This window comes from Streptomyces sp. NPDC046197 (assembly GCF_040646295.1).
Lineage (GTDB): Bacteria > Actinomycetota > Actinomycetes > Streptomycetales > Streptomycetaceae > Streptomyces.
This window is the reverse complement of the sequence record NZ_JBEYZY010000006.1, coordinates 11,744-34,806: the sequence shown is the minus strand read 5'-3', so window position 1 is coordinate 34,806 and position 23,063 is coordinate 11,744. Positions and strand designations below refer to the sequence as shown.

Here is a 23,063-nt window from a genome sequence, read left to right as displayed (position 1 = left end):
AGGGTGTGACAACGCCAAGGGCCAGCACATCGCTCTCACCCCCGAGGGCGCCAGACCCCCGGCGGGAACCGGGGTTCGGCTACCCCTGGACGAAGGACAAAGGAGTCGCGGGTGTCCAGCTCCGACATCTTCATCGGCGAGACCATCGGTACCGCCATACTCATCCTGCTCGGCGGAGGCGTCTGCGCCGCCGTGACACTGAAGGCCTCCAAGGCCCGTAACGCCGGTTGGCTCGCCATCACCTTCGGGTGGGGTTTCGCCGTACTGACGGCGGTCTACACCTCGGCGCCGCTCTCCGGCGCCCACCTCAACCCGGCGGTGACCGTCGCACTCGCGATCAAGGACCACGACTGGAGCAACGTTCCGACCTACCTGGCCGGACAGTTCCTCGGCGCCATGATCGGCGCGACCCTGGTCTGGGTCGCCTACTACGGCCAGTTCCACGCCCACCTCACCGACAAGGAGATCGTCGGCGGTCCGGGCGCACAGGCCACGGCGGCCAAGGCCGTCGAGGCCCAGGAACAGGGTGCAGGCCCGGTCCTCGGCGTGTTCTCCACCGGTCCGGAGATCCGGCACGTGGTGCAGAACCTGGCCACGGAGATCATCGGCACCATCGTGCTGGTGCTCGCCGTCCTGACCCAGGGCCTCAACGACAAGGGCAACGGCCTGGGCACCCTGGGCGCGCTGATCACCGCGTTCGTGGTCGTCGGCATCGGTCTGTCCCTCGGCGGCCCGACGGGCTACGCGATCAACCCGGCCCGTGACCTCGGTCCGCGTATCGTGCACGCCCTCCTGCCCCTGCCCAACAAGGGCGGCTCCGACTGGGGCTACGCCTGGATCCCGGTGGTCGGTCCGCTGATCGGCGCCGCCATCGCCGCAGGCATCTACAACGTCGCATTCGCTTAAAGAGCAACGAGCTTGAAGCTTTACAGCACCAAGCACAGAGCCTCACAGCACGCGCCGTACGTAAGCCCCTTTGACCACGGAACTCCCAGGAGCACACAGTGACCGACGCGCACACCGCCGGCCCCTTCATCGCCGCCATCGACCAAGGCACCACCTCCAGCCGCTGCATCGTCTTCGACCGCGACGGCCGCATCGTCTCCGTCGACCAGAAGGAGCACGAGCAGATCTTCCCGAAGCCGGGCTGGGTCGAGCACAACGCCACCGAGATCTGGACCAACGTCCAGGAGGTCGTCGCCGGAGCGGTCGAGAAGGCCGGCATCACCCGCGACGACATCAAGGCCATCGGCATCACCAACCAGCGCGAGACCACCGTGCTGTGGGACAAGAACACCGGTGAGCCCGTCCACAACGCCATCGTGTGGCAGGACACCCGCACCGACGCCCTGTGCAAGGAGCTCGGCCGCAACGTCGGCCAGGACCGCTTCCGCCGCGAGACCGGTCTTCCCCTCGCGTCCTACTTCGCCGGTCCCAAGGCCCGCTGGCTGCTCGACAACGTCGACGGCCTGCGGGAGCGCGCCGAGGCGGGCGACATCCTCTTCGGCACCATGGACACCTGGGTCATCTGGAACCTGACCGGTGGTGTCGACGGCGGCAAGCACTACACCGACGTCACCAACGCCTCCCGCACCATGCTGATGAACCTGCACACGCTGGAGTGGGACGACAAGATCGCCGAGTCCATCGGCGTCCCGCCGGCGATGCTGCCCGAGATCCGCTCCTCGGCCGAGGTGTACGGCGAGATCACCGGCGGCAAGCTGGGCGAGTTGCTCGGCGGCATCCCGGTCGCCTCCGCGCTCGGCGACCAGCAGGCGGCCCTGTTCGGCCAGACCTGCTTCTCCGAGGGCGAGGCGAAGTCCACGTACGGCACCGGCACGTTCATGCTCATGAACACCGGCGAGAAGATCATCAACTCGTACAGCGGGCTGCTGACCACCGTCGGCTACCGCATCGGCGACGAGGCGCCGGTCTACGCCCTGGAGGGCTCGATCGCCGTCACCGGTTCGCTGGTGCAGTGGATGCGCGACCAGATGGGCCTGATCTCCACCGCCGCCGAGATCGAGACGCTCGCGCTCTCGGTCGAGGACAACGGCGGGGCCTACTTCGTGCCGGCCTTCTCCGGTCTGTTCGCCCCGTACTGGCGCTCCGACGCCCGCGGTGTGATCGCCGGCCTGACCCGGTACGTCACCAAGGCGCACCTCGCCCGCGCCGTCCTGGAGGCCACCGCCTGGCAGACCCGTGAGATCACCGACGCCATGACGAAGGACTCCGGCGTCGAGCTCACGGCCCTGAAGGTCGACGGCGGCATGACCTCCAACAACCTGCTGATGCAGACGCTCTCGGACTTCCTGGACGCCCCCGTGGTGCGCCCGATGGTGGCCGAGACCACCTGCCTCGGCGCCGCTTACGCCGCCGGCCTCGCCGTCGGCTTCTGGACCAACACCGACGACCTGCGCCAGAACTGGCGCCGGGCCGCCGAGTGGACCCCCCGCATGGACGCGGACACCCGCGACAGTGAGTACAAGAACTGGCTCAAGGCCGTCGAGCGGACCATGGGCTGGCTCGAGGACGAGGAGTAAGAAACCGCAATGACCAGTCAGTCCACCCTGCAGTCCGTGCCTGCCCTGGGGACGCACCCGGCCTCGGGCTCCAACCCGAGCCGCGCCGAGACCCGGGAGCAGCTCTCGAAGGCGACGTACGACCTCCTCGTGATCGGCGGCGGCATCCTGGGCATCTCCACCGCCTGGCACGCCGCGCAGTCCGGCCTCAGGGTGGCTCTGGTCGACGCCGGCGACTTCGCCGGCGCCACCTCCTCCGCCTCCTCCAAGCTCCTCCACGGCGGCCTGCGCTACCTGCAGACCGGCGCGGTGAAGCTGGTGGCGGAGAACCACTTCGAGCGCCGTGCGGTCTCCCGCCAGGTGGCCCCCCACCTGGCGAACCCGCTCACCTTCTACCTCCCCGTGTACAAGGGCGGGCCGCACGGCGCCGCGAAGCTCGGGGCAGGCGTCTTCGCCTACTCCGCGCTCTCCGCCTTCGGTGACGGCGTGGGTCACCTGCTGAGCCCCTCGAAGGCCGCGCAGGACGTGCCCGAGCTGCGCACCGAGAACCTCAAGGCTGTCGCCGTCTACGGCGACGACCAGATGAACGACGCGCGCATGGCACTGATGACGGTCCGCGCGGCCGTCGAGGCCGGCGGCGTCGTCCTCAACCACGCCGAGGTCACCGGCCTGCGGTTCACCCGGGGCCGGGTCACCGGTGCCGAGCTCAGGGACCGGCTGTCCGGCGACGAGTTCGGTGTCGACGCCCGCCTGGTGCTGAACGCGACCGGTCCCTGGGTCGACCACCTGCGCCGCATGGAGGACCCCAAGGCCGCGCCGTCGATCCGTCTGTCCAAGGGCGCGCATCTGGTGCTGAAGCGGACCTCCCCCTGGAAGGCCGCGCTCGCCACCCCGATCGACAAGTACCGCATCACCTTCGCCCTCCCCTGGGAGGACATGCTGCTGCTCGGCACCACCGACGAGGAGTTCGAGGGCGACCCGGCCGACGTGGCGGTGAACGACAAGGACATCGCCCAGATACTCGACGAGGCCGCGTTCTCCATCCGCGACCAGCAGCTGAACCGCGACCTGATCACCTACGCCTTCGCGGGTCTGCGCGTGCTGCCGGGCGGCCCCGGCGACACCGCCAAGGCCAAGCGCGAGACCGTGGTGACCGAGGGCAAGGGCGGGATGCTGTCCGTCGCGGGCGGCAAGTGGACCACCTTCCGGCACATCGGCCGTACGGTGATGCAGAAGCTGGAGTCGCTGCCGGGCGCCCCGCTGGGCGACGACTACGAGCCGATCGCGTCGCTGCCGAAGAAGCTGCCGCTGCCGGGCATCGCCAACCCGCGTGCGGTGGCCCACCGCCTGCTCGTCGACCGCCCGGCGCCCGGCCCGCGCATGGCCGCGGACACCGCCAGGCACCTGGCCACCCACTACGGGTCGCTGGCCTTCGACATCGCCCGCCTGGCCAACGAGAACCCGGAGCTCGGCGAGCGCGTCCACCCGGACGCCCCGGAGATCTGGGCGCAGGTCGTCTGGGCCCGGGACAACGAGTGGGCCGAGACCCCGGACGACGTGCTGCGCCGTCGCACCACGCTGACGATCCGGGGCCTGGCCACGGACGAGGTGCGGGCGAAGGTGCAGGACCTGCTCGACAAGAAGTGATCGGGCAGCGCTGAGGGACGGCTCCCACCGCACTGGGGGCCGTACCGAGCGGAAGGGGCGACTCCATGCCGGGCGGTTTCTAGGGGTCGCCCCTTTCGCGTTCCCGGCGGGCCGGACCTCGGCCGTGAGGACCTCCCTGAACTGGCCGTTTGCCTCCCGGTTCAGCCCGCTGAACCCGCATAATGTCCTGAGACATCCGATGTCTGTGCGACTGGGAGGCCGGCCATGGCAGTCACCGACGAGGCGATCGAGAAGATCAAGGCAATGATCGTCTCCGGCGCGCTGCGCCCCGGCGACCGGCTGCCCAAGGAGAGCGAGCTCGCCGCCGAACTGGGGCTGTCGCGCAACTCGCTGCGCGAGGCGGTGCGCGCCCTGTCGCTGATCCGCATCCTGGACGTGCGCCAGGGCGACGGCACGTACGTCACCAGCCTGGACCCGCAACTGCTCCTGGAGGCCCTGAGTTTCGTCGTCGACTTCCACCGCGACGACACGCTGCTGGAGTTCCTGGCGGTGCGCCGCATCCTGGAGCCGGCCGCGACGGCGATGGCGGCCGTGCGCATCAGCGAGCAGCAACTGGACGCGCTCGACTCGCAGTTGGCGGCACTCGGCGCGGATCCGTCGGTGGAGGAACTGGTCGCCTGTGACCTGGAGTTCCACCGGGGCATCGTGCAGAGCTCGGGCAACTCCGTGCTCTGCTCGCTGCTCGACGGACTGTCCGGCCCCACCACCCGGGCCCGGATCTGGCGCGGTCCGACCCAGGAGGACGCGGTACGCCACACCCTGCACGAGCACCGCGCGATCCTGGGCGCCCTGCGCGACCGGGACGCGGAGGCGGCTCGGTCGTGGGCGACGGTGCACATCGCGAGCGTGGAACAGTGGCTGCGCTCGACCCTGTGATCCATCGGAGGTGTGGACCACCTGCGCAGAAGGGTGTCCCACTGCGGCGATCATGGGTGTTCGAGGGCCTCGGACGGGGCAGTGATGCGTTCACTCCCCCGTGCAAGGGGGCTGCGGGCGCCCCCGCCGCACGCCGTAAGGTTGGTGAGTCAGGCGAGGGCACGTCGGAAGGAGGCGCTGGGTGATCGAGCTGGAGGGAGTTCCCGAGCTGATCGACCCAGTCATGGTGGCCGCGTTCGAAGGCTGGAACGATGCCGGCGACGCCGCCTCCACCGCGGTCGCGCATCTGGAACGGGAGTGGAAGGGCGAGGTGTTCGCGGCTCTGGACGCCGAGGACTACTACGACTTCCAGGTGAACCGCCCCACCGTGTTCATGGACGGCGGGGTCCGCAGGATCACCTGGCCGACGACAAGGCTGTCGGTGGTCCGGGTCGGCGGGGACAAGCCGCGCGATCTGGTGCTGGTCCGCGGCATCGAACCGTCCATGCGCTGGCGCTCGTTCTGCAACGAGCTGCTCGGCTTCGCGCACGAGCTGGGCGTGGAGCTGGTGGTCATCCTGGGCGCCCTGCTCGGCGACACCCCGCACACCCGTCCGGTGCCGATCAGCGGAACCACGTCCGACGCCGACCTGGCCCGCCGTATGGACCTGGAGGAGACCAAGTACGAGGGCCCCACGGGCATCGTCGGCGTCCTCCAGGAGGCCTGCACGCACGCCGGTGTCCCGGCGGTCTCACTGTGGGCGGCGGTGCCGCACTACGTGTCGCAGCCGCCCAACCCGAAGGCCACGCTGGCCCTCCTGAACCGCCTGGAGGACCTGCTCGACCTGCGGATCCCGCTGGGCGAACTGCCGGAGGACGCGCGCGCGTGGCAGGTGGGCGTGGACCAGCTGGCCGCGGAGGACAGCGAGGTCGCCGAGTACGTCCAGACGCTGGAGGAGGCCCGCGACACCGCCGAGCTGCCGGAGGCCTCGGGGGAGGCGATCGCCCGCGAGTTCGAGCGCTATCTGCGGCGCCGGGACGGTGGCCTCCCGCCGGGCGGGCACGCCACGGCGGACAGCGGCGAGGGCGGCTCGTACCTGAGGGACAACCCCAGCGGCCGTACGCGGCCGCCGAAGCCTCCGAAGCCGGAGACGGAGCCGGAGCGGCATCCCGACACGGACCCGGGCCGAGGGCCGAAGTCGCAGTCGGAGGCGGAACCGGACGGCGAGGACTCCTCGGAGGAGTAGCACGGATCAGGGGCGGTGCGCGTGATGCGCACCGCCCCTGACGTCGTCACACCTGAGGCGCCGTCATACCTGAGGCGCCCGTCACCCGTGAGGCGCCGTCGCCAGGCAGCAGGATCGGACGCCTGGACGGTGTGTCAGAGAGTGTCAGAGAGCCACTCCCAGAAGGGCGTCCACGGCGCGTGAGACCACGCCCGGGGCGCCGATGTCGGTGCCGCCCTCTTCCTGCTGGAGCGCCGCCCAGCGGTCGACCGCGGCGAGCGCCGCCGGGGCGTTCAGGTCGTCGGCGAGGGCGTCGCGGATCTCCTCGACCAGCGCGTCGGCGGACGGGCCGTCGGGCCGCGAGACGGCCGAGCGCCAGCGGCCGAGGCGTGCGACGGCGTCCTGCAGCACCTGGTCGGTCCACTCCCAGTCGGCGCGGTAGTGGTGGGCGAGGAGCGCGAGCCGGATGGCGGCGGGGTCGACGCCCTCGCGCCGCAGCCGCGACACGAAGACAAGGTTGCCCTTGGACTTGGACATCTTCTCGCCGTCCAGGGCGACCATGCCGGCGTGCACGTAGGCCTTGGCCATGGGGAACTCGCCAGTCAGCACCTGGGCGTGCGAGGCGCCCATCTCGTGGTGCGGGAAGGCGAGGTCGGAGCCGCCGCCCTGCACGTCGAAGCCCATGCCGAGGTGGTCGAGCGCGATCGCCACGCACTCGATGTGCCAGCCGGGCCGCCCGCGGCCGAGCGAGCCGCCGTCCCAGCTGGGCTCGCCCTCGCGGGCGGCCAGCCACAGGATCGGGTCGACGGGGTTCTTCTTGCCGGGCCGGTCGGGGTCGCCGCCGCGCTCGGCGGACAGCAGCCGCATGGCGGCGGCGTCCAGGTTGGACACCTTGCCGAAGTTGGGGTCGGACTCGACGGAGAAGTAGACGTCACCTTCGAGTTCGTACGCCGCCCCCAGGTCCCGCAGCCGCTCGACCAGCGGGACGATGCCGGGTATCGCCTCGACGGCGCCTATGTAGTGCCGCGGGGGAAGCATCCGCAGGGCGGTCATGTCCTCGCGGAACAGGGCCGTCTCCTGCTCGGCCAGCGCCACCCAGTCGACGCCGTCGCGCTGCGCCCGCTCCAGCAGCGGATCGTCGACGTCGGTGACGTTCTGGACGTAGTGCACCTGCCGCTTGGTGTCGAGCCACACGCGCTGTACGAGGTCGAACGCGTTGTAGGTCGCCGCGTGACCGATGTGGGTCGCGTCGTACGGGGTGATCCCGCAGACGTAGATTCGGGCGACGGGACCGGGGGCGAGCGTGACGAGACCGCCGGTCGCGGAGTCGTGGATCCTCAGGTCGCGACCCTGACCAGGCAGGGCGGGGACCTCGGAAGCGGGCCAGGCATGCATGCCATGAGCGTAACCGGACCGGAGTTCGGTCTACGAACCGGACCAGGCCGGACGGCCGGTAAGGCACTCTTGCGCGACGCCCCTGGATGTGCAGGCGGACCCGGGCACCGCCGAACCGGCGGCGTTCGAGCCCGCGCGGTCCGGCACCGGCGGCTCGTGCGCCCGCGCCACCCGGGGCCGACGGCACAACCGGCCGGCGCGCCGCACGTGCGACCCCGCACGCGCGACCCCGCCCGGGCGCCCGCGCCGCGGCTGCCCGCCCTACACCGGCGGCCAGGGGATCGCCGGCCACTGACCGCTGGGTTCCGGGTGCTTCCCGGACGTCAGCAGGGCGTCGACACGCGCGTGCGTGGCGTCGACCTCGGCCTGGGTGATCAGTTCGGCCAGCCGTACCCCGAGGGCCCCACCCTCGCCGAGTGCGTCCTTCAGTCCCTTGAGCACGTCAACGGTCTCCGGGGGCAGCGCCTCACCGGCCCAGCCCCACAGCAGCGTCCGCAGTTTGTTCTCGACGTTGAAGGTGACCCCGTGGTCGATGCCGTACAGCCGCCCGTCCGCGGTCGGCAGCAGATGGCCGCCCTTGCGGTCGGCGTTGTTGATCACCGCGTCCAGCACGGCCAGCCGGCGCAGCCGCTCGTCGTCGGCGTGCACGAGCAGCGCCGTGCGTCCCTCCCCGACCTCGGCGAACCCGACGGCCTTCCAGCCGTGGCCGGGTTCCTCGCCGTCCACCAGTGCGAGCAGTTCGGTCTCCGGGTTGGCCTCGACCCACACCTGGCACATGCCCTCGCCGTACGGGCCGTCGCGCAGCACGGTCGGGGGCACCAGACCCCAGCCGGTCGCCTCGGAGACCTCGTACGCGGCCACCTCGCGCCCGGCGAGGGTGCCGTCGGGGAAGTCCCACAGCGGTCGCTCCCCGGCGACCGGCTTGTACACGCAGGTGGCCTCCTGCCCATCGAGCGCGACCCTGCAGAACAGCGCCGCGTTGGATGCGTCACGGATGCGTCCGCGTACGGTCAGCTCGCCCTCGGCGAGCAGCTCGGCGGACGTCACGCTCCGCGGCGGTATCCGTTCTGGCGCGGACATACGTGTCCTTCCGGGTCCAGTGGGAGGCTGCACAGCGGGCACGGCGGCCGCCCGGCGTTGACGACGTCGAGGGCGCGCTTGGCGAACGCCCGGGCCTGCGCGCCGGTGAGCCGGACCCGCAGCATCGGGGGGCCGTTCTCCTCGTCCTGCAGCAGCCGCTCCTCGGCCTCGGCGAGGTCCTCCTCGGAGTCGGCGTCGAGCTCCACGAGGGCCTGCGCCTCGACGATCATGCGCTGCTCCTCGCCGTCCCAGGCGAGCGCCATGGTGCCGACCCGGAACTCCTCCTCGATGGGGGTGTCCAGGGGCGCGGTGTCGGCGATCTCGGCCGGGGCCATCGCCGGGACGGCGGCGTTGCCGCCACTACGGCGTACGACCTCGTCCAGCAGTTCGTCCATGCGCTCGGCGAGTGCGGCGACCTGGGTCTTCTCCAGGGCCACGCTGGTCACCCGGGAGCCGGCGGTGGCCTGGAGGAAGAACGTACGGCGCCCGGGCAGGCCGACCGTACCGGCCACGAAACGGTCCGGGGGGTCGTAGAGGAACACCTGACGGGACACGTCCTGTCTCCATTGGAATCGTCACGAATCATGAAATCGGCAGGGACTTCGTCACCGACTGACCGCATCGGGGCCACCCCGCTGCCGACCAGTGCGGCACCAGTGCGACCGCTTCACCCTACTGCGGCCGACGATCACGGTGCGCCCGCGCCGCCCCCGACAGGTGCGTCGTCGCCCGGAGGTTCCTCGCGGGGCGCCAGCGACGCGAGGTCACCGGTGTCCCCGAGGCGCACGAGAAAGGGCCGCAGCCGGGTGTAACGGATCGCGGTGATGGAACACGGTTCAACAGAGATCCGCTGGAAGAGGTCGAGATGAAGTCCGAGTGCGTCGGCGACGAGGGACTTGATGATGTCCCCGTGCGAGCACATGAGGTACAAGGCGTCGGCTCCGTGGTCGCGCTCGACGCGGGCGTTCCATTCGCGCACCGCTTCGGCGGCACGCGTCTGCATAGCCCGCATCGACTCGCCCCCGGGGAACGCCGCCGACGAAGGGTGCGCCTGCACCACCTCCATCAGCGGCTCGTCCTTGAGCTCGGCGAGCTTGCGCCCGGACCAGTCGCCGTAGTGGCACTCCCCGATCCGCTCGTCGGTGTGCGCGGTCAGTCCTGGGCGGGCCTTCAGGAGGGGCCGCAGGGTCTCCCGGCAGCGCTGCAGCGGGCTGGTGACGACCTCGGCGATCGGCAGCTCGGCCAGCCGCCCGGGCAGCGCGGCGGCCTGGGCGGCCCCGCGGTCGTCCAGGGCGACGCCGGGCGTCCAGCCGGCGAGCAGTCCCGCGGTGTTGGCGGTGGAACGTCCGTGCCTGACGAGGATCAGCGTGGGCATGCGGTCCAGCGTAGGCGCAGGCGGAGCACCGGCGGCGGCCGGGCGAAGGGAGAATACGTTCTGTGATCGTCGACTGTGCCATCTACCGTGAGGGGCACCGCGCGGAGGGCCCCCGGGACTTCTCGGACGCCCTGGACGAGGCGCGGGCCGCCGGCGGCTATGTGTGGCTGGGGCTGCACGAGCCGACCGAGGACGAGTTCGACCTGGTCGCCAAGGAGTTCGCGCTGCATCCGCTGGCGGTCGAGGACGCCCTGCACGCCCATCAGCGGCCCAAGCTGGAGGTCTACGACGACTCCCTGTTCGTGGTGCTCAAGCCCGTGCTGTACGAGCCGAGGAGCGACTCCGTCTCCACCGGCGAGGTCATGATCTTCCTGGGTGACTCCTTCGTGGTGACGGTCCGGCACGGCGAGGGCGTGGGGCTCACCGCCGTACGGCAGCGGCTGGAGAGGGAGCCGGAACTGCTCGGCAAGGGCCCCACCGCCGTGCTGTACGCGATCGCCGACGCGACCGTCGACCACTATCTGGACGTGGCCACCGAGCTGCAGACGGATCTGGAGGAGCTGGAGGCGGAGGTCTTCTCGCCGGACCGGGCCGGCTCGCGGCACACCGCGTCCAGGATCTACAACTTCAAACGGCAGATCACGGAGTTCCGCCGGGCGTCGGGGCCGCTGGCACCGCCGATGGCCCGGCTGTCGGGGTCGAGCCAGGGGGTCCTGGGGGCGAGCGTGCCGTTCGTGGACGACAAGGCCCGGCCGTTCTTCCGGGACGTCAGCGACCACCTGACCCGGGTGAACGAGTCGGTGGAGGGGCTGGACCGGCTGGTCTCGGACGTCCTCTCGGCGCACCTCGCACAGATCAGCGTCCAGCAGAACGACGACATGCGGAAGATCTCCGCCTGGGCGGCCATGGCCGCGGTCCCGACGATGATCGCGGGTGTCTACGGCATGAACTTCGACCACATGCCCGAGCTGCACTGGATCTGGTCGTACCCCGTGGTGATCGCCCTGATGGCCGTCCTGGAGGTCCTGCTGTACCGGCTCTTCAAGCGACGGGGCTGGCTGTGACGGTCGGCCGGCCGCGCGGGGAACGACGGGCCGGGTGCCCGGGGCGGGATCAGGCGATCTCGGGGGCCGGGGTGGCGGGGCCGCCCAGTGCGTCGCGGTGCTCCGGCATCGACAGGGTCACCATGCGGCGCCAGCCGGCGACGCGCTCGTAGGCGTACGCGGTGTGGATGCCGGCCGCGAGGAACGCCGACTTCACCGTCGGCCAGCCGAGGATGCCTCCCATGCGGGCCGTCACCGCGAGGCTGACGTCGCGATGGACGCGGACCTCGGCGAGCGCGCACTCGCGCAGTGCACGCTGGATGGTGCGGCCGTGCCCGGCGGCCGCGAGGCGCAGCAGTTCCTCGTGGCAGTAGGCGAGGTGGTTGTCCTCGTCGTGGGAGATCATCCGCACGGCGCGTCCGAGGTCGGGGTGGTCGCCGAAGTACCTGACCAGCATCCGCATCTGTTCGGCGGCGCGCTGCTCGGTGACCCGGCTGTGCGCGAGGTAGACGATGACGTCCTGCTCGGTGAGTTGCTCGTCGGCCTTGAGCCTGTCGTGTGCCAGGCCGATGCCCTGCCGCTCCAGGAGCATGGTGTAGTCGGTCTGCTCAGGCACCGGAACGGGTTCCAGGCCGCGCTTGCGCAGCAGGGTCCGGAAGATCCGTCCGTGCTTGTCCTCGTCGGCGCCGTGGCGCGCGATCTTGGGGGCGAGCGTGCGCTGGCCCGGCGGCACGAGCGCGGCGATGCGGCCGTTCTCCCAGCCGCCCTGCGACTCCCCACTGGCCGCGATCGAGCAGAACAGCCGGAACGCCTCGTCGTGGTCGACGATCTCCTGGAACAGGCTCTTCGCCGAGAGCATCGTGGGCACCTCTCTGCCGGACTCCGCAAAGAACGAGTCAAATGCGGCCGCAGGAGTGCTGCAACAGCTGTGCGGGCCGGCTGCGCCGAACGGACGAGTTCCCGGGTGCGGCAAGGGCGTAACCACACGGGGCCCGACACGTTGTTCTCCGTGACGGCCGTGGCGGGGAGGACCCCCGAGCCCCCACCACGGCCGCAGAAGTACCGGCAGAGGTACCACCGGGGCGAGGCTGCCTACGCCAGCCCGGCCCGCTCCAGGGCCTCGGTACCGGCGCGCAGCGAGGCGATCCGCTCGTCGAGCGTGAAGCCGGCGGGGGCCAGGCTGAGGGTGGTGACCCCAGCGGCCGCGTAGGCCTTCATCCGGTCCGCGATCCGCTCCACGGAACCGAGCAGCGTGGTCTGGTCGATGAGCTCCTGCGGTACGGCGGCCGCGGCCCCCTGCTTGTCCCCGGAGAGGTACTTCTCCTGGATCTCGGCGGCCTGCTTCGCGTACCCCATGCGCTGGGCGAGCTGGTTGTAGAAGTTCTGCTTGGGACTGCCCATGCCGCCGACGTAGAGCGCGGTGTAAGGGCGGAAGGTGTCGGCCAGCCTGGCCACGTCCTTGTCGTCGCCCACGGCGAGCGGCAAGGTCGGGCAGACGTCGAACCCTTCGAGGGTCTTCCCGGCCTTCTCCCGCCCGGCGCGCAGGTACTTGATCGTGGTCTCCTCCAGGTGGTCGGCGGAGGGGAAGATGAGCAGGGCGCCGTCGGCGATCTCGCCGGTCTGCTCCAGGTTCTTCGGACCGATGGCGGCGATGTACAGCGGGATGTGCTCGCGCTGCGGGTGCACGGTCAGCTTGATCGGCTTGCCCGGCCCACCGGGCAGGGGCAGTTTCCAGTGCTCGCCGTCGTACGACAGCCGCTCCCGGGTCATCGCCCTGCGCACGATCTCGACGTACTCACGGGTGCGGGCCAGCGGCTTGTCGAACTTGACGCCGTACCAGCCCTCGGAGACCTGGGGTCCGGAGACGCCGAGGCCGAGGCGGAACCGGCCCCCGGAGAGCGAGTCCAGCGTCGCCGCGGTCATCGCGGTCATCGCGGGCTGCCGGGCGGGGATCTGGAAGATGGCCGAGCCGACGTCGATACGTTCGGTCTGCGCCGCGACCCAGGCGAGCACGGTGGCCGCGTCCGACCCGTAGGCCTCGGCCGCCCAGCACACCGCGTAGCCCAGCCGGTCCGCCTCCTGCGCGACGGCCAGATTGTCCGCGTCCATCCCGGCACCCCAGTAGCCGAGGTTGATCCCGAGCTGCATGCCGATTCCCCTTACCGATCAGTAACGTCCCTTGTGCGGGAGACACTAGCGCGGGGCTCCGGAACGCGGCAGGTCGCGGCCCGGGTTCGCGCCGGGACCGCCCTGGTCCGCTCCCGGAAATCGGTTGTCCACAGGCAACCCACGGCCCACCCCTGGCCAGTAATCTCGGCGTTCATGGAGCAGAGGCATCTCGGCCGTACCGGCCTGCGCGTGTCCCGCATCGGGCTCGGCACCCTGACCTGGGGCCGGGACACCGACGAGCATGACGCCGCGGACATGCTGAAGGCGTTCTGGGAGGCGGGCGGCACCCTCGTCGACACCGCGGACGTGTACGGCGACGGAGAGTCCGAGTACCTGCTCGGCCGCCTGACGGAAGGCCTCGTCTCCCGCCGTGACCTGGTCATCTCGACGAAGGCGGGCAGTGTCCCGGACCCGGACCGACGGTTCGACGGCTCGCGCGGCCACCTGCTGGCGGCGCTCGACGCCTCACTGGCCCGCCTCGGCACCGACTACGTCGACCTGTGGCAGGTCCACGCCTTCGACCCGCACACCCCGCTGGACGAGACGCTGCAGGCCCTGGACCTGGCCGTCAGCAGCGGTCGCGCGCGCTATGCGGGCGTGTCCAACTTCTGCGGCTGGCAACTCGCCAAGGCGGCCACCTGGCAGCTCGCCGCGCCGGGGACGCGGACCCGGCTGGCCAGTACGCAGATGGAGTACTCGCTGCTGCAGCGCGGCATCGAGCGCGAGGTGCTGCCGGCCGCGCTCGACCTGGGCATCGGCCTGCTGCCCTCCTCGCCGCTGGGCCGCGGGGTGCTGACCGGCAAGTACCGCACCTCGACGCCTGCCGACTCGCGCGGCGCCTCCGAGCATCTCGCGCCCTTTGTCGCGCCGTACCTCGACGACACCGCGAGCCGCATCGTGGACGCCGTGACGACCGCGGCGGACGGGCTGGCCGTGACGCCGCTGCAGGTGGCCCTCGCCTGGGTCCGCGACCGGCCCGGTGTGGCCGCCCCGATCGTGGGCGCGCGCAACGCACAGCAGCTCACGGCGGCGTTGTCAGTGGAGGCGCTTAGTCTTCCTGACGAGATCTGCCGGGCGCTCGACGACGTGTCGGCGCCCGTGCACCGCTATCCCGATCACGACTGGAGCACGCTGTGAGCACGGAGCCGGAGACCACGGGGGAAGCCGAGCCGGGGACCCCTCAGGCCGCGGCAAAGGGCGGCGCCCCGGACACCGGCCCGGCGACGCGGGCGAGCGCGGGTGAGCCGAGCAGCGCGGACTCGGAACCGGCCGGCGCGGCACCCGACTCGGCCGATACCGCACCGGAGCCGACCGGCCCCGATGCGGCGGTGGGGGCGGACGCGGCGGACGGTGCCGGTACCGGTGAGGGCGCGGACCGGCTGTCCGAGGCCGAGGCCGAGCTCGCGGCCCAGCGGGTCGAGCGCGACCGGATCGAGCGGCGGAAGGCCGAGAAGAGCGGACCGATCGAGAGCGGGGGCAAGCTCAGCGGCCGGGCTGCCGACCTGCTCGCGGCCGTACGGGCCGTGGAGAGCGGTGAGCAGCCCACGGCCACCGTCTTCGCGGAACCGGAGCCCGCACCGCGCCGCACCACCAGCCCCGAGCCGGTGCCGCGGGAAAGGCCGGTGCCGTCCGAGGCGGCCACCGCACCCCCGGCCCCGGCGCCGGAAGCCGTCCAGGCAGTGCGCCTGGTGCTGAGCGAGGGCGGCGCTCCGGACGCGCTCGCACCGCAGGTCGCACAAGCCCTCGGCGAGGGCGCCGACGACCGGCTGCGGGCCGATCCGTGGCAGCTGCTGCGCGTCACGGGGGTGCGGCCGGAGCAGGCCGACGGGTTCGCGCGGGCCCTGCTGGGCGCGGAGTGCCGCCCGGACGACGAGCGGCGCGGCCGTGCCGTCACCGGCTGGCTGCTGGAGCAGGCGGCCCTCGCCGGGCACACGGCCCTGGAGGCGCCTGCGCTCACCGCCGCGCTGGCCCAGCGCGGAGTGCCCGACCCGGACGCGGCGCTGCAGAGCGCACTCGCGGAGGGCGAGGCGCTGGTGTTCCAGGACGCCCTGGAGGCGCCGGGGGCGGCCCGGCAGCCGCAGGAGACCCAGGACGAACAACACGAGGCGTACAACGGGGACGAGGGGGACGAGGGGGACGAGGCGCGCCCGGTGCGGATCCTCGTGGGCCTGGAGCGGTATGCGCTGGCCGAGGAGAGTCTCGCCGACGGACTGGCCCGGCTGGTGAACTCCGTGCCGAAGGAGGACGGTCCGGCCGAGGACTGGGAGCGGGCCGCCGCCTCGGCCCGGGGGTCGGCCGCGGAGCTGATCCGTGCGGTGGCCGGACACGGCCTGGTACTGCACACGGGCGGAGAGGCATCCCGGGCCGAACCGGCGCGGCTGCTGGCCGAGGCCCACCGCCTCGGGCTGCGCGCCCGGGCCGCCGCCCACAGCCCGCTCGGCCGGGACGCCTTCGCGGCGCTGCTTGCGTCCTCCGACCTGTCGGAGGGCCCCACGCAAGAGAGCGGGGCCGCCGTCGCCACGGTGGCCGGGCTGCTGTCCGGCGCCGAGGGGCCGGGCCGGGACGCGGACGGGGCGCTCGACCTCGACCTCCTCGTCGTGCTGGACGCCTCCCAGCTGGACGTCGAGACGGCGGCCCTGCTCGTGGAGTCGCTGCCGGACGGGGCCCGGCTGGTGCTGGCCGGAGATCCGGCGGTGCTGTGGTCCGTGGGGCCCGGCCGGGTCTTCGCCGATCTGCTGGCGGCGCGCGTCTGCCCGCAGATCACCTCACGGGTGCCGGATCCGGGTCCGCTGGGCGAGCTGGTCTCCGGCATCGGCATCGGCGAGCTCAACCAGGTCGAGGCGCCCGGGAAGGAAGTCGTGATCGTTCCGGTACGGGACGCGGGCGAGGCGGTGCACCGGACGGTGCAGCTCGTCGTGGACTCGGTGCCGCGGGCGATCGGAGTCCCGGCCGAACAGACGGTGGTGATCACCCCCGGCCACAGCGGCGCGGCGGGCACCCGCGCGCTGAACGCGGCGCTCAAGGAGCGGCTCAACCCGGGCCCCGGCCGCTTCGGCGGATTCGACCCGGGCGACCGGATCGCCTACTCCCCCGCCCCCGGCCGCACACTGCCCGGTCAGGTGGTGAAGGCCGACGCCGAGGGACTGCACCTGTCGTGTTCGGGCGCCGCCGTGGTGGTGCCGAGGGAGCGGGTGGAACAGTGCGTGCGGCACGGGTGGGCGCTGACCGCGCACCAGGCCGTGGGCGGGCGGTGGCCCGCGGCGGTCGTGGTGCTGCCCGGCGACGCGGCGCAGGCGCTCAGCCGTCCCTGGGTCTACACCGCGTTCAGCCGGGCGAGCCGCCACCTGTCCGTGGTGCACGGGGTCGAGCAGGCACTGGCGCGGGCCGTGACCGAAGTCGGCGCCAAGCCCCGCACGACCCGGCTGCCCGTCCTGCTCGCGCCCCAGGTGCCGGCCGAGGGCTGAGCTCACGAGCGAGGGCGGCGGTCACGGGGATGCCCCCCGCGGCCGCCGCCCTCGTCGTGCATGGCGTACTCGGCCCGCTCGTCGTGCTCGGCCCGTTCGTCGTACGCGGCCTGGTTGGCGTACTCCGGCCTCGCCGGCCTGCTTCCTGGTTCCTTCGGTTCCGTCCCGGCCCGTGGCGGGGCGGTGGGCGCCCGCCGTCAGCGGTCGGCGTCCAACGGCTCCAGGTCCCCGTCCTCGTCGAGGTCGGTGTCGAGGTCGTCCTCGAGTTCGTCGGCCTCGCCGACGTCATCGACCTCGTCGGCGTCGTCGTCGAGTTCCTCGTCGAAGACGGCGCTGACGTCGAAGCGGCACACCACCTGCTGCGGATCTACGTGTTCGAAGGGGGACTCCAGCCAGTCGCCGGGGTCTGCGGGCTCGTCCGAGGCCGTGACCCACAGGGTGGAGTCGCCCTCCTCCAGGCCGAACTCCTTGTGCCGGGAGGCGATCTCGTCCGGCTCGAACTCGCCGAACAGGATGCCGAGCGCGCCGGGCACCGTGCCGGATGCGTCCTCGCCGGTGCCCGTGCCGGCCCCGGGGTCCGCCGCCTCCACCCGCTGGGCCTGGGCCAGCAGCCGCTGCGGCTCCGCCAGGGTGTAGTCGCGACGGATCAGCACGCTGATCGCGTTCGGTTCCTCGGGACCCGTGTACGGCGGCAGCGCGTCCTCCGCACCGGGGATCTCGAAGGGCGTGACCTCGTCGTAGCGGTCGTAGAGCAGTTCGTCGTACGCCTCTGCGGCCGCGGCCAGCTGGTTGAACGCCTCGTAGACGGCCGGGTCGTCCTCCCCCGTCCTGCGTTCGACCGCGGCCAGGTGGCGGTCGAGCGCGGTCTTGACCGCCTCGGCGGCGGCGCGTACCTCGGCAGCGGTGGGCTGCGCAGCATCAGACATAGTGCAGACGCTATCCGTACCGGGCCCCAGCCCGCACAATAGATGCGATGCCGGAATACGAATTTGTCGACGTGTACGTGCCGCGCGGGGTCTCCCGCAAGGAAACCACGCGTCTGCTGACTGACCACGCCGAGTACGGACAATGGGAGTTGTACCGTCTGAGCCTGCTGCGTGACGGCAGCCGCAGGGTGCGGCTGCGCCGGCGGATCATCCGCCAGGTGCGCGCCACGTGGTGAGCTGAGACGGCCCGAGTCACAGCGGGCCCCGCCGATGCGGGGCCCGTTGCGTGATCCGGAAGAAGGGCCCTGATCTAGGCCGAGGTCCGCGCCCTGCGGTACAGCACGGCACCGGCGAGCAGCGCCCCGGCGCCCGCCGGCAGTACGGCGCCCATGGGCAGGTCGCTGCCGGTGTGGGCGAGCTGTCCCGTGCTCCGGGACGCGCCGCCGGTTCGCGCACCGGGCTGGTGGGCCTGCGCCGAGCCGCCGGGCGTCCCGCCGCCCGCGTTGGGCGGCGTACCAGGCTGGCCGGGTGTGCCCGGGTGACCTGGAGTGCCCGGCTGGCCCGGCGTACCGGGGTGGCCCGGCTGACCGGGAGTGCCGGGGTGGCCCGGCGTGCCCGGCTGACCCGGCGTACCGGGATTCCCCGGCTGACCCGGCGTGCCCGGGTTGCCGGGGTGGCCCGGCGTCCCGGGCGGGGTCCCGTGGCCGCCTCCCGGCGGCGTCGTGTGGCCCCCGCCACCGGAACCGCCGCCGTTGGCGCAGTGGTTGCCCGTGGTGGCATTGCCCACGCCGATGACGCCGACGCTGTTGCCGCAGACGTTCACGGGCACGTCGATCGGTGCCTGGACGTGGTTGCCGGAGCCGACGCCCGGCGAGCCGCCGGTGTGCCCGGTGGCATGCGAGCCGCCGCCCGAGCCGCCGTGGCCGTACCCCCCGGAGGAGCCGCCGCCCTGGTTGGCGCACGTATTGCCCATCGCGGGGTTGAGCACCCCGACGACGTTGACCGTGTTGCCGCAGACGTTCACCGGCACGTGCACCGGCGCCTGCACCGTGTTGCCGGACAGTACGCCCGGCGAGTCGGACGCGGAGCCGCTCGCCCACGCGTCGGCGTGGGCGTAACCGCCCGCGGCGGCGAGCACGCCGGTGGCGGCCGCCACGGTCATCAGGCCCTTGCGGGTGACCTGTCGCATGTACTGAATACCTGCCTTCGACCTTTTCTCGAACCTTCCGGAACGCGCAAGCCCGTGAAGACACGTGTCGTTGCGCGAGAAAACCGGTCGGCCCCGGAGCGCATGGCGTGCGCTCCGGGGCCGACGGGTCCAGACCCCCCACGGAGTCGATGGAGTCAGACCCTCACGGGGCGGGGCACAACGTCACTTGTTGATGCAGGTGTTGCCGAAGGCGGGGTTCAGAAGCCCGATCACGTTGATCGTGTTGCCGCACACGTTCACCGGCACGTGAACGGGCGCCTGGATGACGTTGCCGGAGACGACGCCAGGGGACTGCACGGCAGCACCCTGGGCACCGGAGTCGGCGACGGCCAAGCCCGCGCCCGCGAGAACCAGCCCACCGGTGGCAGCCGCAGCGGCGACGACCTTCTTGATCATTATTCCTCCTTGTTGGCAAAAGCGATCCCGTGTCGCTGATCGCATCACCTGTAACGAGGAGGAACTAATGGAGCTACGAGCTTATGGTCGCATTCACCCGTCTCAGTCATTCCCGTACGCGCAGCCGAATACCGAGGTCAAGCGGCCGATGACGGCCCTACCGAAGTCCGCGGCCCCACCGAAGTCCGCGGTCAGGACGCGTCGATGAACCGGTCGAGCACGCGCACGCCGAACTTCAGGCCGTCGACCGGCACCCGTTCGTCGACACCGTGGAACATGCCCGCGAAGTCCAGCTCCGGCGGCAGCTTCAGCGGCACGAACCCGAAGCCCCGGATGCCCAGGTCGTCGAAGGACTTGGCGTCGGTACCGGCGGAGAGCATGTAGGGGACGGCCCTCGCGGCCGGGTCCTCGGCCAGCAGCGCCGACTGCATCGCCTCCACGAGCGCCCCGTCGAAGGTGGTCTCGACGGCCTTGTCGCGGTGCACGTCCTCGCGCTTCACCCTGGGCCCGAGGACCCGGTCCAGGTCGGCGAGGAACTCCTTCTCGTGGCCGGGCAGGAAACGCCCGTCGACGTGGGCGGTGGCCTCGCCGGGGATGACGTTGACCTTGTAGCCGGCGCCGAGCTGCGTGGGGTTGGCGGTGTTGCTCAGGCTGGCGCCGATGAGCTTGGCGATACCGCCGAGCCTGGCCAGCGTCCCCTCCATGTTCTCGGGGTCGAGCTCGGTCCCGAGCGCGTCACCGAGTTCGTCGAGGAACGCGCGGGTGGTCTTGGTCACCCGGATGGGGAACTTGTGCCGCCCCAGCCGCGCGACCGCCTCCGACAGCTCGGTGATCGCGTTGTCCCGGTGGATCATCGAACCGTGTCCGGCCCTGCCGGCCACGGTCAGCTTCATCCAGTGCAGCCCCTTCTCGGCCGTCTGGATCAGATAGAGCCGCCGCTGCTCGCTCACGGTGAACGAGAACCCGCCGACTTCGCTGATCGCCTCGGTGACGCCGTCGAAGAGGTCGGGGTGGTGGTCGACCAGGTACCGGGAGCCGTACGTGCCACCGGCCTCCTCGTCGGCGAGGAAGGCGAGCACGATGTCGCGCGGGGGCCTGCGTCCGCTGCGCAGCCGGTCGCGCACGACGGCGAGGGTCATGGCGTCCATGTCCTTCATGTCGACGGCGCCGCGTCCCCACACGCAGCCGTCGGCGACCTCGCCGGAGAAGGGGTGGTGGGTCCAGTCGTCGGCGTTGGCCGGTACGACGTCGGTGTGGCCGTGGATGAGCAGCGCGGGGCGGGACGGGTCCTCGCCCTCGATCCGGGCCACGGTGGAGGCACGGCCCGGGTGCGACTCGAAGATCTTCGGTTCCAGGCCCACCTCGGCGAGCTTCTCGGCGACGTACTCGGCCGCCTTGCGCTCGCCGGGACCCGAGTGGTCGCCGTAGTTGCTGGTGTCGATGCGGATCAGCTCGCGGCAGAGGTCCACGACCTCGTCCTCGCCGGTGACGCCCCTGGCCGTGCCCGTCTCGCTCACGCTGCTTCCTCCCGCTGTCTCCTGGTGGGCCACCTCGCGCGCCGGTGGTCTCCCCATCCTCCCTCTCCCCCGGCCGCGCCCCAAGACAGCCCCCGGCCCGTCACATGCCGTTCACACCGGGACGGGGTGTGATCGGGCCTGGCCGAAAGCCTGGTAATGTTTCCTCCGTCGCCGCGGGGGAAGCCCGCACGACAGACACCCTGTCCGGGTGGCGGAATGGCAGACGCGCTAGCTTGAGGTGCTAGTGCCCTTTATCGGGCGTGGGGGTTCAAGTCCCCCCTCGGACACACGGAATGAACGGTGTCGGCCTCATCGGCCGGCACCGTTTTCCTTTGGCCCTCTCCTCGGCCCTCCTTTCGGCCCTCCTTTCGGCCCTTTCTCTTGGCCGCCGGATCGGGCAGCGGTTCCTAGACTTGAGGTGTGGCCCGGCCCAACGAGGAGGTCGAGGCGCTCCTGCAGGAGTACGCGGACCTCATCGCGATCACGGGAGGCGACGCATCCAAGGCGCGCGCCTACGAGAAGGCCGCGCGCGCCATCGGCGGCCATCCCGCCGACATCTCCCGGATGGACGCGGAGGGACTGCGGGGCATCCCGAACGTGGGCCGGTCGATCGCCGAGAAGGTGCTCGAGTACCTGGGCACCGGCAGCGTCTCCGTGGTCGAGGAGCGCCGGGCGAGGATCCCCGCCGGGGTGCGGGAGCTGATCACGATCCCGACGCTGGGACCGAAGAAGGCGATGCGGCTCTACCAGGACCTGCACATCTCGTCGGTGAGCGAACTCGCCGCCGCCATCGAGGCGGACGCGCTGCACGACCTGCGGGGCTTCGGCGAGAAGACGCAGGAGAACATCCTGCACGGGATCCGGCTGATGCAGCAGGCGGGTGCCCGCATCCCGCTGCACCTGGCCATGGACACCGCCGAGGAGATCGTCGCCGAGCTGTCCCGGGTGACCGGCTGCAAACGGTGCACCTTCGCCGGTTCGCTGCGCCGCATGAAAGAGACCATCGGCGACATAGACGTCCTGGTCGCCGCACAGCGGTCCGGCCCCTTCATGGACGCGCTGGCCACGCTGCCCGCGACCGCCGAGGTGATCGCCCACGGCTCGAAGAAGACGTCGATCCGCACCACCAGGGGTGTGCAGGTCGACCTGCGGGTGCTGCCGCTGGACTCGTGGGGCGCGGGCCTGCAGTACTTCACCGGCTCCAAGGCGCACAACATCCGTACCCGCACCATCGCCGTCCGCCAGGGCCTCAAGCTCTCCGAGTACGGCCTGTTCGACGTGGACAGCGGGGAGGCGGTCGCCTCCCGCTCCGAGGAGGAGGTGTACGCCCGGCTCGGTCTGCCCTGGATCCCGCCCACGCTGCGGGAGGACCGGGGGGAGATCGAGGCGGCCCTGCGCGGCGAGTTGCCCGAGGTGGTGACCGAGCGGAGCATCCGCGGCGACCTGCACACCCACACGGACCTCACCGACGGTCTGGCGCCGCTGGAGGCGATGGTGGAGGCGGCGGCGGAACGCGGGTACGCGTACTACGCGGTCACCGACCACGCGCCCAACCTGTACATGCAGCGGATGACGGACGAGAAGACGCTCGCCCAGCGCGAGCGGCTGCGGGCGCTGGACCGCGTCCACCACGGGATGCGACTGCTGCACGGCACCGAGCTCAACATCGGACCGGAAGGGGACGTGGACTGGCCCGGCGAGTTCCTCGCGGACTTCGATCTCTGCATCGCCTCCCTGCACTCCCACTTCGACCTGGACCGGGCGGCGACGACCAGGCGGCTGGTGCGGGCCTGCGAGAACCCGTACGTACACGTCATCGGGCATCCCACGACCAGGCTGATCGGGAAGCGGCCGGGCGTCGACGCCGACTGGGACGAGGTGTTCGCCGCCTGCGCGCGTACCGGCACCGCGCTGGAGATCAACGCGCAGCCCGACCGGCTCGACCTGGGCGACGAGGACATCCTGTGCGCCCGGCGGCACGGCGTGAAGTTCGCCGTGAACACCGACGCCCACTCCGTCCTCCACCTCGCCCACCTCCGCTACGGCGTCGCCACCGCGCAACGCGGCTGGCTCACCCCGGACGACGTCATCAACACCTGGCCCCTGCGCCGGCTCGTCCGGTTCCTCCGCAAGGACCGCCCGGCCTGACGGCCGGCCACGATTCCGGCCTGATCCGCCGGGGACGTACTCGGGTGAGGCGACAACGCGGCGAGGTGCC

Annotated in this window: 20 protein-coding genes and 1 tRNA gene; 11 read left to right on the top strand and 10 right to left on the bottom strand. The window is 71.7% G+C overall.

Translation table 11 applies throughout. The features are described 5' to 3' along the window. The first annotated feature begins 111 nt into the window (after positions 1-111). From AB0A61_RS10475 to AB0A61_RS10455, 5 genes are all read left to right on the top strand, one after another. On the top strand, positions 112-906 hold the full coding sequence (locus AB0A61_RS10475) for an MIP/aquaporin family protein (protein ID WP_361289264.1): 795 nt from the start codon (positions 112-114) through the stop codon (positions 904-906). A gap of 98 nt (positions 907-1,004) precedes the next feature. Beyond that, positions 1,005-2,543 carry a glycerol kinase GlpK gene (gene glpK, locus AB0A61_RS10470; RefSeq protein ID WP_361289261.1) on the top strand — a complete coding sequence of 513 codons (1,539 nt, stop codon included), beginning with the start codon at positions 1,005-1,007 and terminating at the stop codon, positions 2,541-2,543. Positions 2,544-2,552: 9 nt separating this feature from the next. After that, the gene (locus AB0A61_RS10465; protein WP_361289258.1) at positions 2,553-4,169 is read left to right on the top strand and encodes a glycerol-3-phosphate dehydrogenase/oxidase; all 1,617 of its coding nucleotides are present in this window, start codon (positions 2,553-2,555) and stop codon (positions 4,167-4,169) included. Positions 4,170-4,394: 225 nt separating this feature from the next. Further along, entirely contained in the window at positions 4,395-5,066 is a 672-nt protein-coding gene (locus AB0A61_RS10460) for a FadR/GntR family transcriptional regulator (protein ID WP_361289255.1), read from the top strand. Between the two features lie 181 nt (positions 5,067-5,247). Then, positions 5,248-6,291, top strand: coding sequence for a PAC2 family protein (locus AB0A61_RS10455; RefSeq protein WP_361289252.1), 1,044 nt, complete (start codon positions 5,248-5,250; stop codon positions 6,289-6,291). A 144-nt stretch (positions 6,292-6,435) separates the two neighbouring features. On the opposite strand, the gene mshC is transcribed toward AB0A61_RS10455, so the two are convergent. From mshC to AB0A61_RS10435, 4 genes are all read right to left on the bottom strand, one after another. After that, positions 6,436-7,665 carry a cysteine--1-D-myo-inosityl 2-amino-2-deoxy-alpha-D-glucopyranoside ligase gene (gene mshC / locus AB0A61_RS10450; protein WP_361289249.1) on the bottom strand — a complete coding sequence of 410 codons (1,230 nt, stop codon included), beginning with the start codon at positions 7,663-7,665 and terminating at the stop codon, positions 6,436-6,438. Positions 7,666-7,926: 261 nt separating this feature from the next. After that, positions 7,927-8,745 (bottom strand): SCO1664 family protein, encoded by an 819-nt coding sequence (locus tag AB0A61_RS10445; RefSeq protein WP_361289246.1) that lies wholly within the window; start codon positions 8,743-8,745, stop codon positions 7,927-7,929. Then, positions 8,709-9,299, bottom strand: coding sequence for a DUF3090 domain-containing protein (locus tag AB0A61_RS10440; protein WP_361289243.1), 591 nt, complete (start codon positions 9,297-9,299; stop codon positions 8,709-8,711). The genes AB0A61_RS10445 and AB0A61_RS10440 overlap by 37 nt, the downstream gene beginning before the upstream one ends. 134 nt (positions 9,300-9,433) lie before the next feature. Next, entirely contained in the window at positions 9,434-10,120 is a 687-nt protein-coding gene (locus AB0A61_RS10435; protein WP_361289240.1) for a histidine phosphatase family protein, read from the bottom strand. A gap of 62 nt (positions 10,121-10,182) precedes the next feature. Here AB0A61_RS10435 and corA point away from each other — a divergent pair, with 62 nt between their 5' ends. Next, the gene (corA, locus tag AB0A61_RS10430; RefSeq protein WP_361289237.1) at positions 10,183-11,184 is read left to right on the top strand and encodes a magnesium/cobalt transporter CorA; all 1,002 of its coding nucleotides are present in this window, start codon (positions 10,183-10,185) and stop codon (positions 11,182-11,184) included. Positions 11,185-11,233: 49 nt separating this feature from the next. Here corA and AB0A61_RS10425 read toward each other — a convergent pair whose 3' ends face one another. After that, entirely contained in the window at positions 11,234-12,022 is a 789-nt protein-coding gene (locus tag AB0A61_RS10425) for a ferritin-like domain-containing protein (protein WP_361289234.1), read from the bottom strand. A 233-nt stretch (positions 12,023-12,255) separates the two neighbouring features. Then, positions 12,256-13,311 (bottom strand): LLM class F420-dependent oxidoreductase, encoded by a 1,056-nt coding sequence (locus AB0A61_RS10420; protein ID WP_361289231.1) that lies wholly within the window; start codon positions 13,309-13,311, stop codon positions 12,256-12,258. 174 nt (positions 13,312-13,485) lie between these two features. On the opposite strand from AB0A61_RS10420, the gene AB0A61_RS10415 reads away from it, so the two are divergent. Both AB0A61_RS10415 and AB0A61_RS10410 read left to right on the top strand, forming a co-directional pair. Further along, complete coding sequence (locus AB0A61_RS10415; protein WP_361289228.1) at positions 13,486-14,469, top strand: aldo/keto reductase; 984 nt, start codon at positions 13,486-13,488, stop codon at positions 14,467-14,469. Then, complete coding sequence (locus AB0A61_RS10410; protein ID WP_361289226.1) at positions 14,466-16,796, top strand: helix-hairpin-helix domain-containing protein; 2,331 nt, start codon at positions 14,466-14,468, stop codon at positions 16,794-16,796. Before AB0A61_RS10415 ends, AB0A61_RS10410 begins: the two co-directional genes overlap by 4 nt. A gap of 197 nt (positions 16,797-16,993) precedes the next feature. On the opposite strand, the gene AB0A61_RS10405 is transcribed toward AB0A61_RS10410, so the two are convergent. Continuing rightward, a complete protein-coding gene (locus AB0A61_RS10405; protein WP_361289223.1) occupies positions 16,994-17,722 on the bottom strand; it encodes a hypothetical protein in 729 nt (242 codons plus the stop codon). Between the two features lie 47 nt (positions 17,723-17,769). Between AB0A61_RS10405 and AB0A61_RS10400 the strand changes: the two genes are divergently transcribed. Further along, positions 17,770-17,958: a DUF5703 family protein gene (locus AB0A61_RS10400; RefSeq protein WP_361289220.1), complete on the top strand. Its 189-nt coding sequence runs from the start codon at positions 17,770-17,772 to the stop codon at positions 17,956-17,958. A 74-nt stretch (positions 17,959-18,032) separates the two neighbouring features. Here the strand turns inward: AB0A61_RS10400 and AB0A61_RS10395 are convergent, their stop codons facing one another. The 3 genes from AB0A61_RS10395 to AB0A61_RS10385 all read right to left on the bottom strand — a co-directional run bounded on the left by AB0A61_RS10395 (position 18,033) and on the right by AB0A61_RS10385 (position 20,845). Beyond that, on the bottom strand, positions 18,033-18,911 hold the full coding sequence (locus AB0A61_RS10395) for a chaplin family protein (protein WP_361289217.1): 879 nt from the start codon (positions 18,909-18,911) through the stop codon (positions 18,033-18,035). Between the two features lie 183 nt (positions 18,912-19,094). Continuing rightward, entirely contained in the window at positions 19,095-19,328 is a 234-nt protein-coding gene (chpH, locus tag AB0A61_RS10390) for a chaplin ChpH (RefSeq protein WP_361289214.1), read from the bottom strand. Between the two features lie 191 nt (positions 19,329-19,519). Beyond that, positions 19,520-20,845: a M20/M25/M40 family metallo-hydrolase gene (locus tag AB0A61_RS10385; RefSeq protein WP_361289211.1), complete on the bottom strand. Its 1,326-nt coding sequence runs from the start codon at positions 20,843-20,845 to the stop codon at positions 19,520-19,522. 202 nt (positions 20,846-21,047) lie between these two features. On the opposite strand from AB0A61_RS10385, the gene AB0A61_RS10380 reads away from it, so the two are divergent. Beyond that, a tRNA-Leu gene (locus tag AB0A61_RS10380) sits at positions 21,048-21,132 on the top strand. Positions 21,133-21,265: 133 nt separating this feature from the next. Then, complete coding sequence (gene polX, locus AB0A61_RS10375; protein WP_361289209.1) at positions 21,266-22,993, top strand: DNA polymerase/3'-5' exonuclease PolX; 1,728 nt, start codon at positions 21,266-21,268, stop codon at positions 22,991-22,993. Positions 22,994-23,063 lie beyond the last annotated feature (70 nt).

Coding starts and splice junctions, on each gene's coding strand:
- chpH (WP_361289214.1), bottom strand. CDS start 19,328: ATGATCAAGAAGGTCGTCGCCGCTGCGGCTGCCACCGGTGGGCTGGTT.
- AB0A61_RS10460 (WP_361289255.1), top strand. CDS start 4,395: ATGGCAGTCACCGACGAGGCGATCGAGAAGATCAAGGCAATGATCGTC.
- mshC (WP_361289249.1), bottom strand. CDS start 7,665: ATGCATGCCTGGCCCGCTTCCGAGGTCCCCGCCCTGCCTGGTCAGGGT.
- AB0A61_RS10420 (WP_361289231.1), bottom strand. CDS start 13,311: ATGCAGCTCGGGATCAACCTCGGCTACTGGGGTGCCGGGATGGACGCG.
- AB0A61_RS10425 (WP_361289234.1), bottom strand. CDS start 12,022: ATGCTCTCGGCGAAGAGCCTGTTCCAGGAGATCGTCGACCACGACGAG.
- AB0A61_RS10400 (WP_361289220.1), top strand. CDS start 17,770: ATGCCGGAATACGAATTTGTCGACGTGTACGTGCCGCGCGGGGTCTCC.
- AB0A61_RS10465 (WP_361289258.1), top strand. CDS start 2,553: ATGACCAGTCAGTCCACCCTGCAGTCCGTGCCTGCCCTGGGGACGCAC.
- AB0A61_RS10405 (WP_361289223.1), bottom strand. CDS start 17,722: ATGTCTGATGCTGCGCAGCCCACCGCTGCCGAGGTACGCGCCGCCGCC.
- AB0A61_RS10415 (WP_361289228.1), top strand. CDS start 13,486: ATGGAGCAGAGGCATCTCGGCCGTACCGGCCTGCGCGTGTCCCGCATC.
- AB0A61_RS10445 (WP_361289246.1), bottom strand. CDS start 8,745: ATGTCCGCGCCAGAACGGATACCGCCGCGGAGCGTGACGTCCGCCGAG.
- AB0A61_RS10395 (WP_361289217.1), bottom strand. CDS start 18,911: ATGCGACAGGTCACCCGCAAGGGCCTGATGACCGTGGCGGCCGCCACC.
- AB0A61_RS10435 (WP_361289240.1), bottom strand. CDS start 10,120: ATGCCCACGCTGATCCTCGTCAGGCACGGACGTTCCACCGCCAACACC.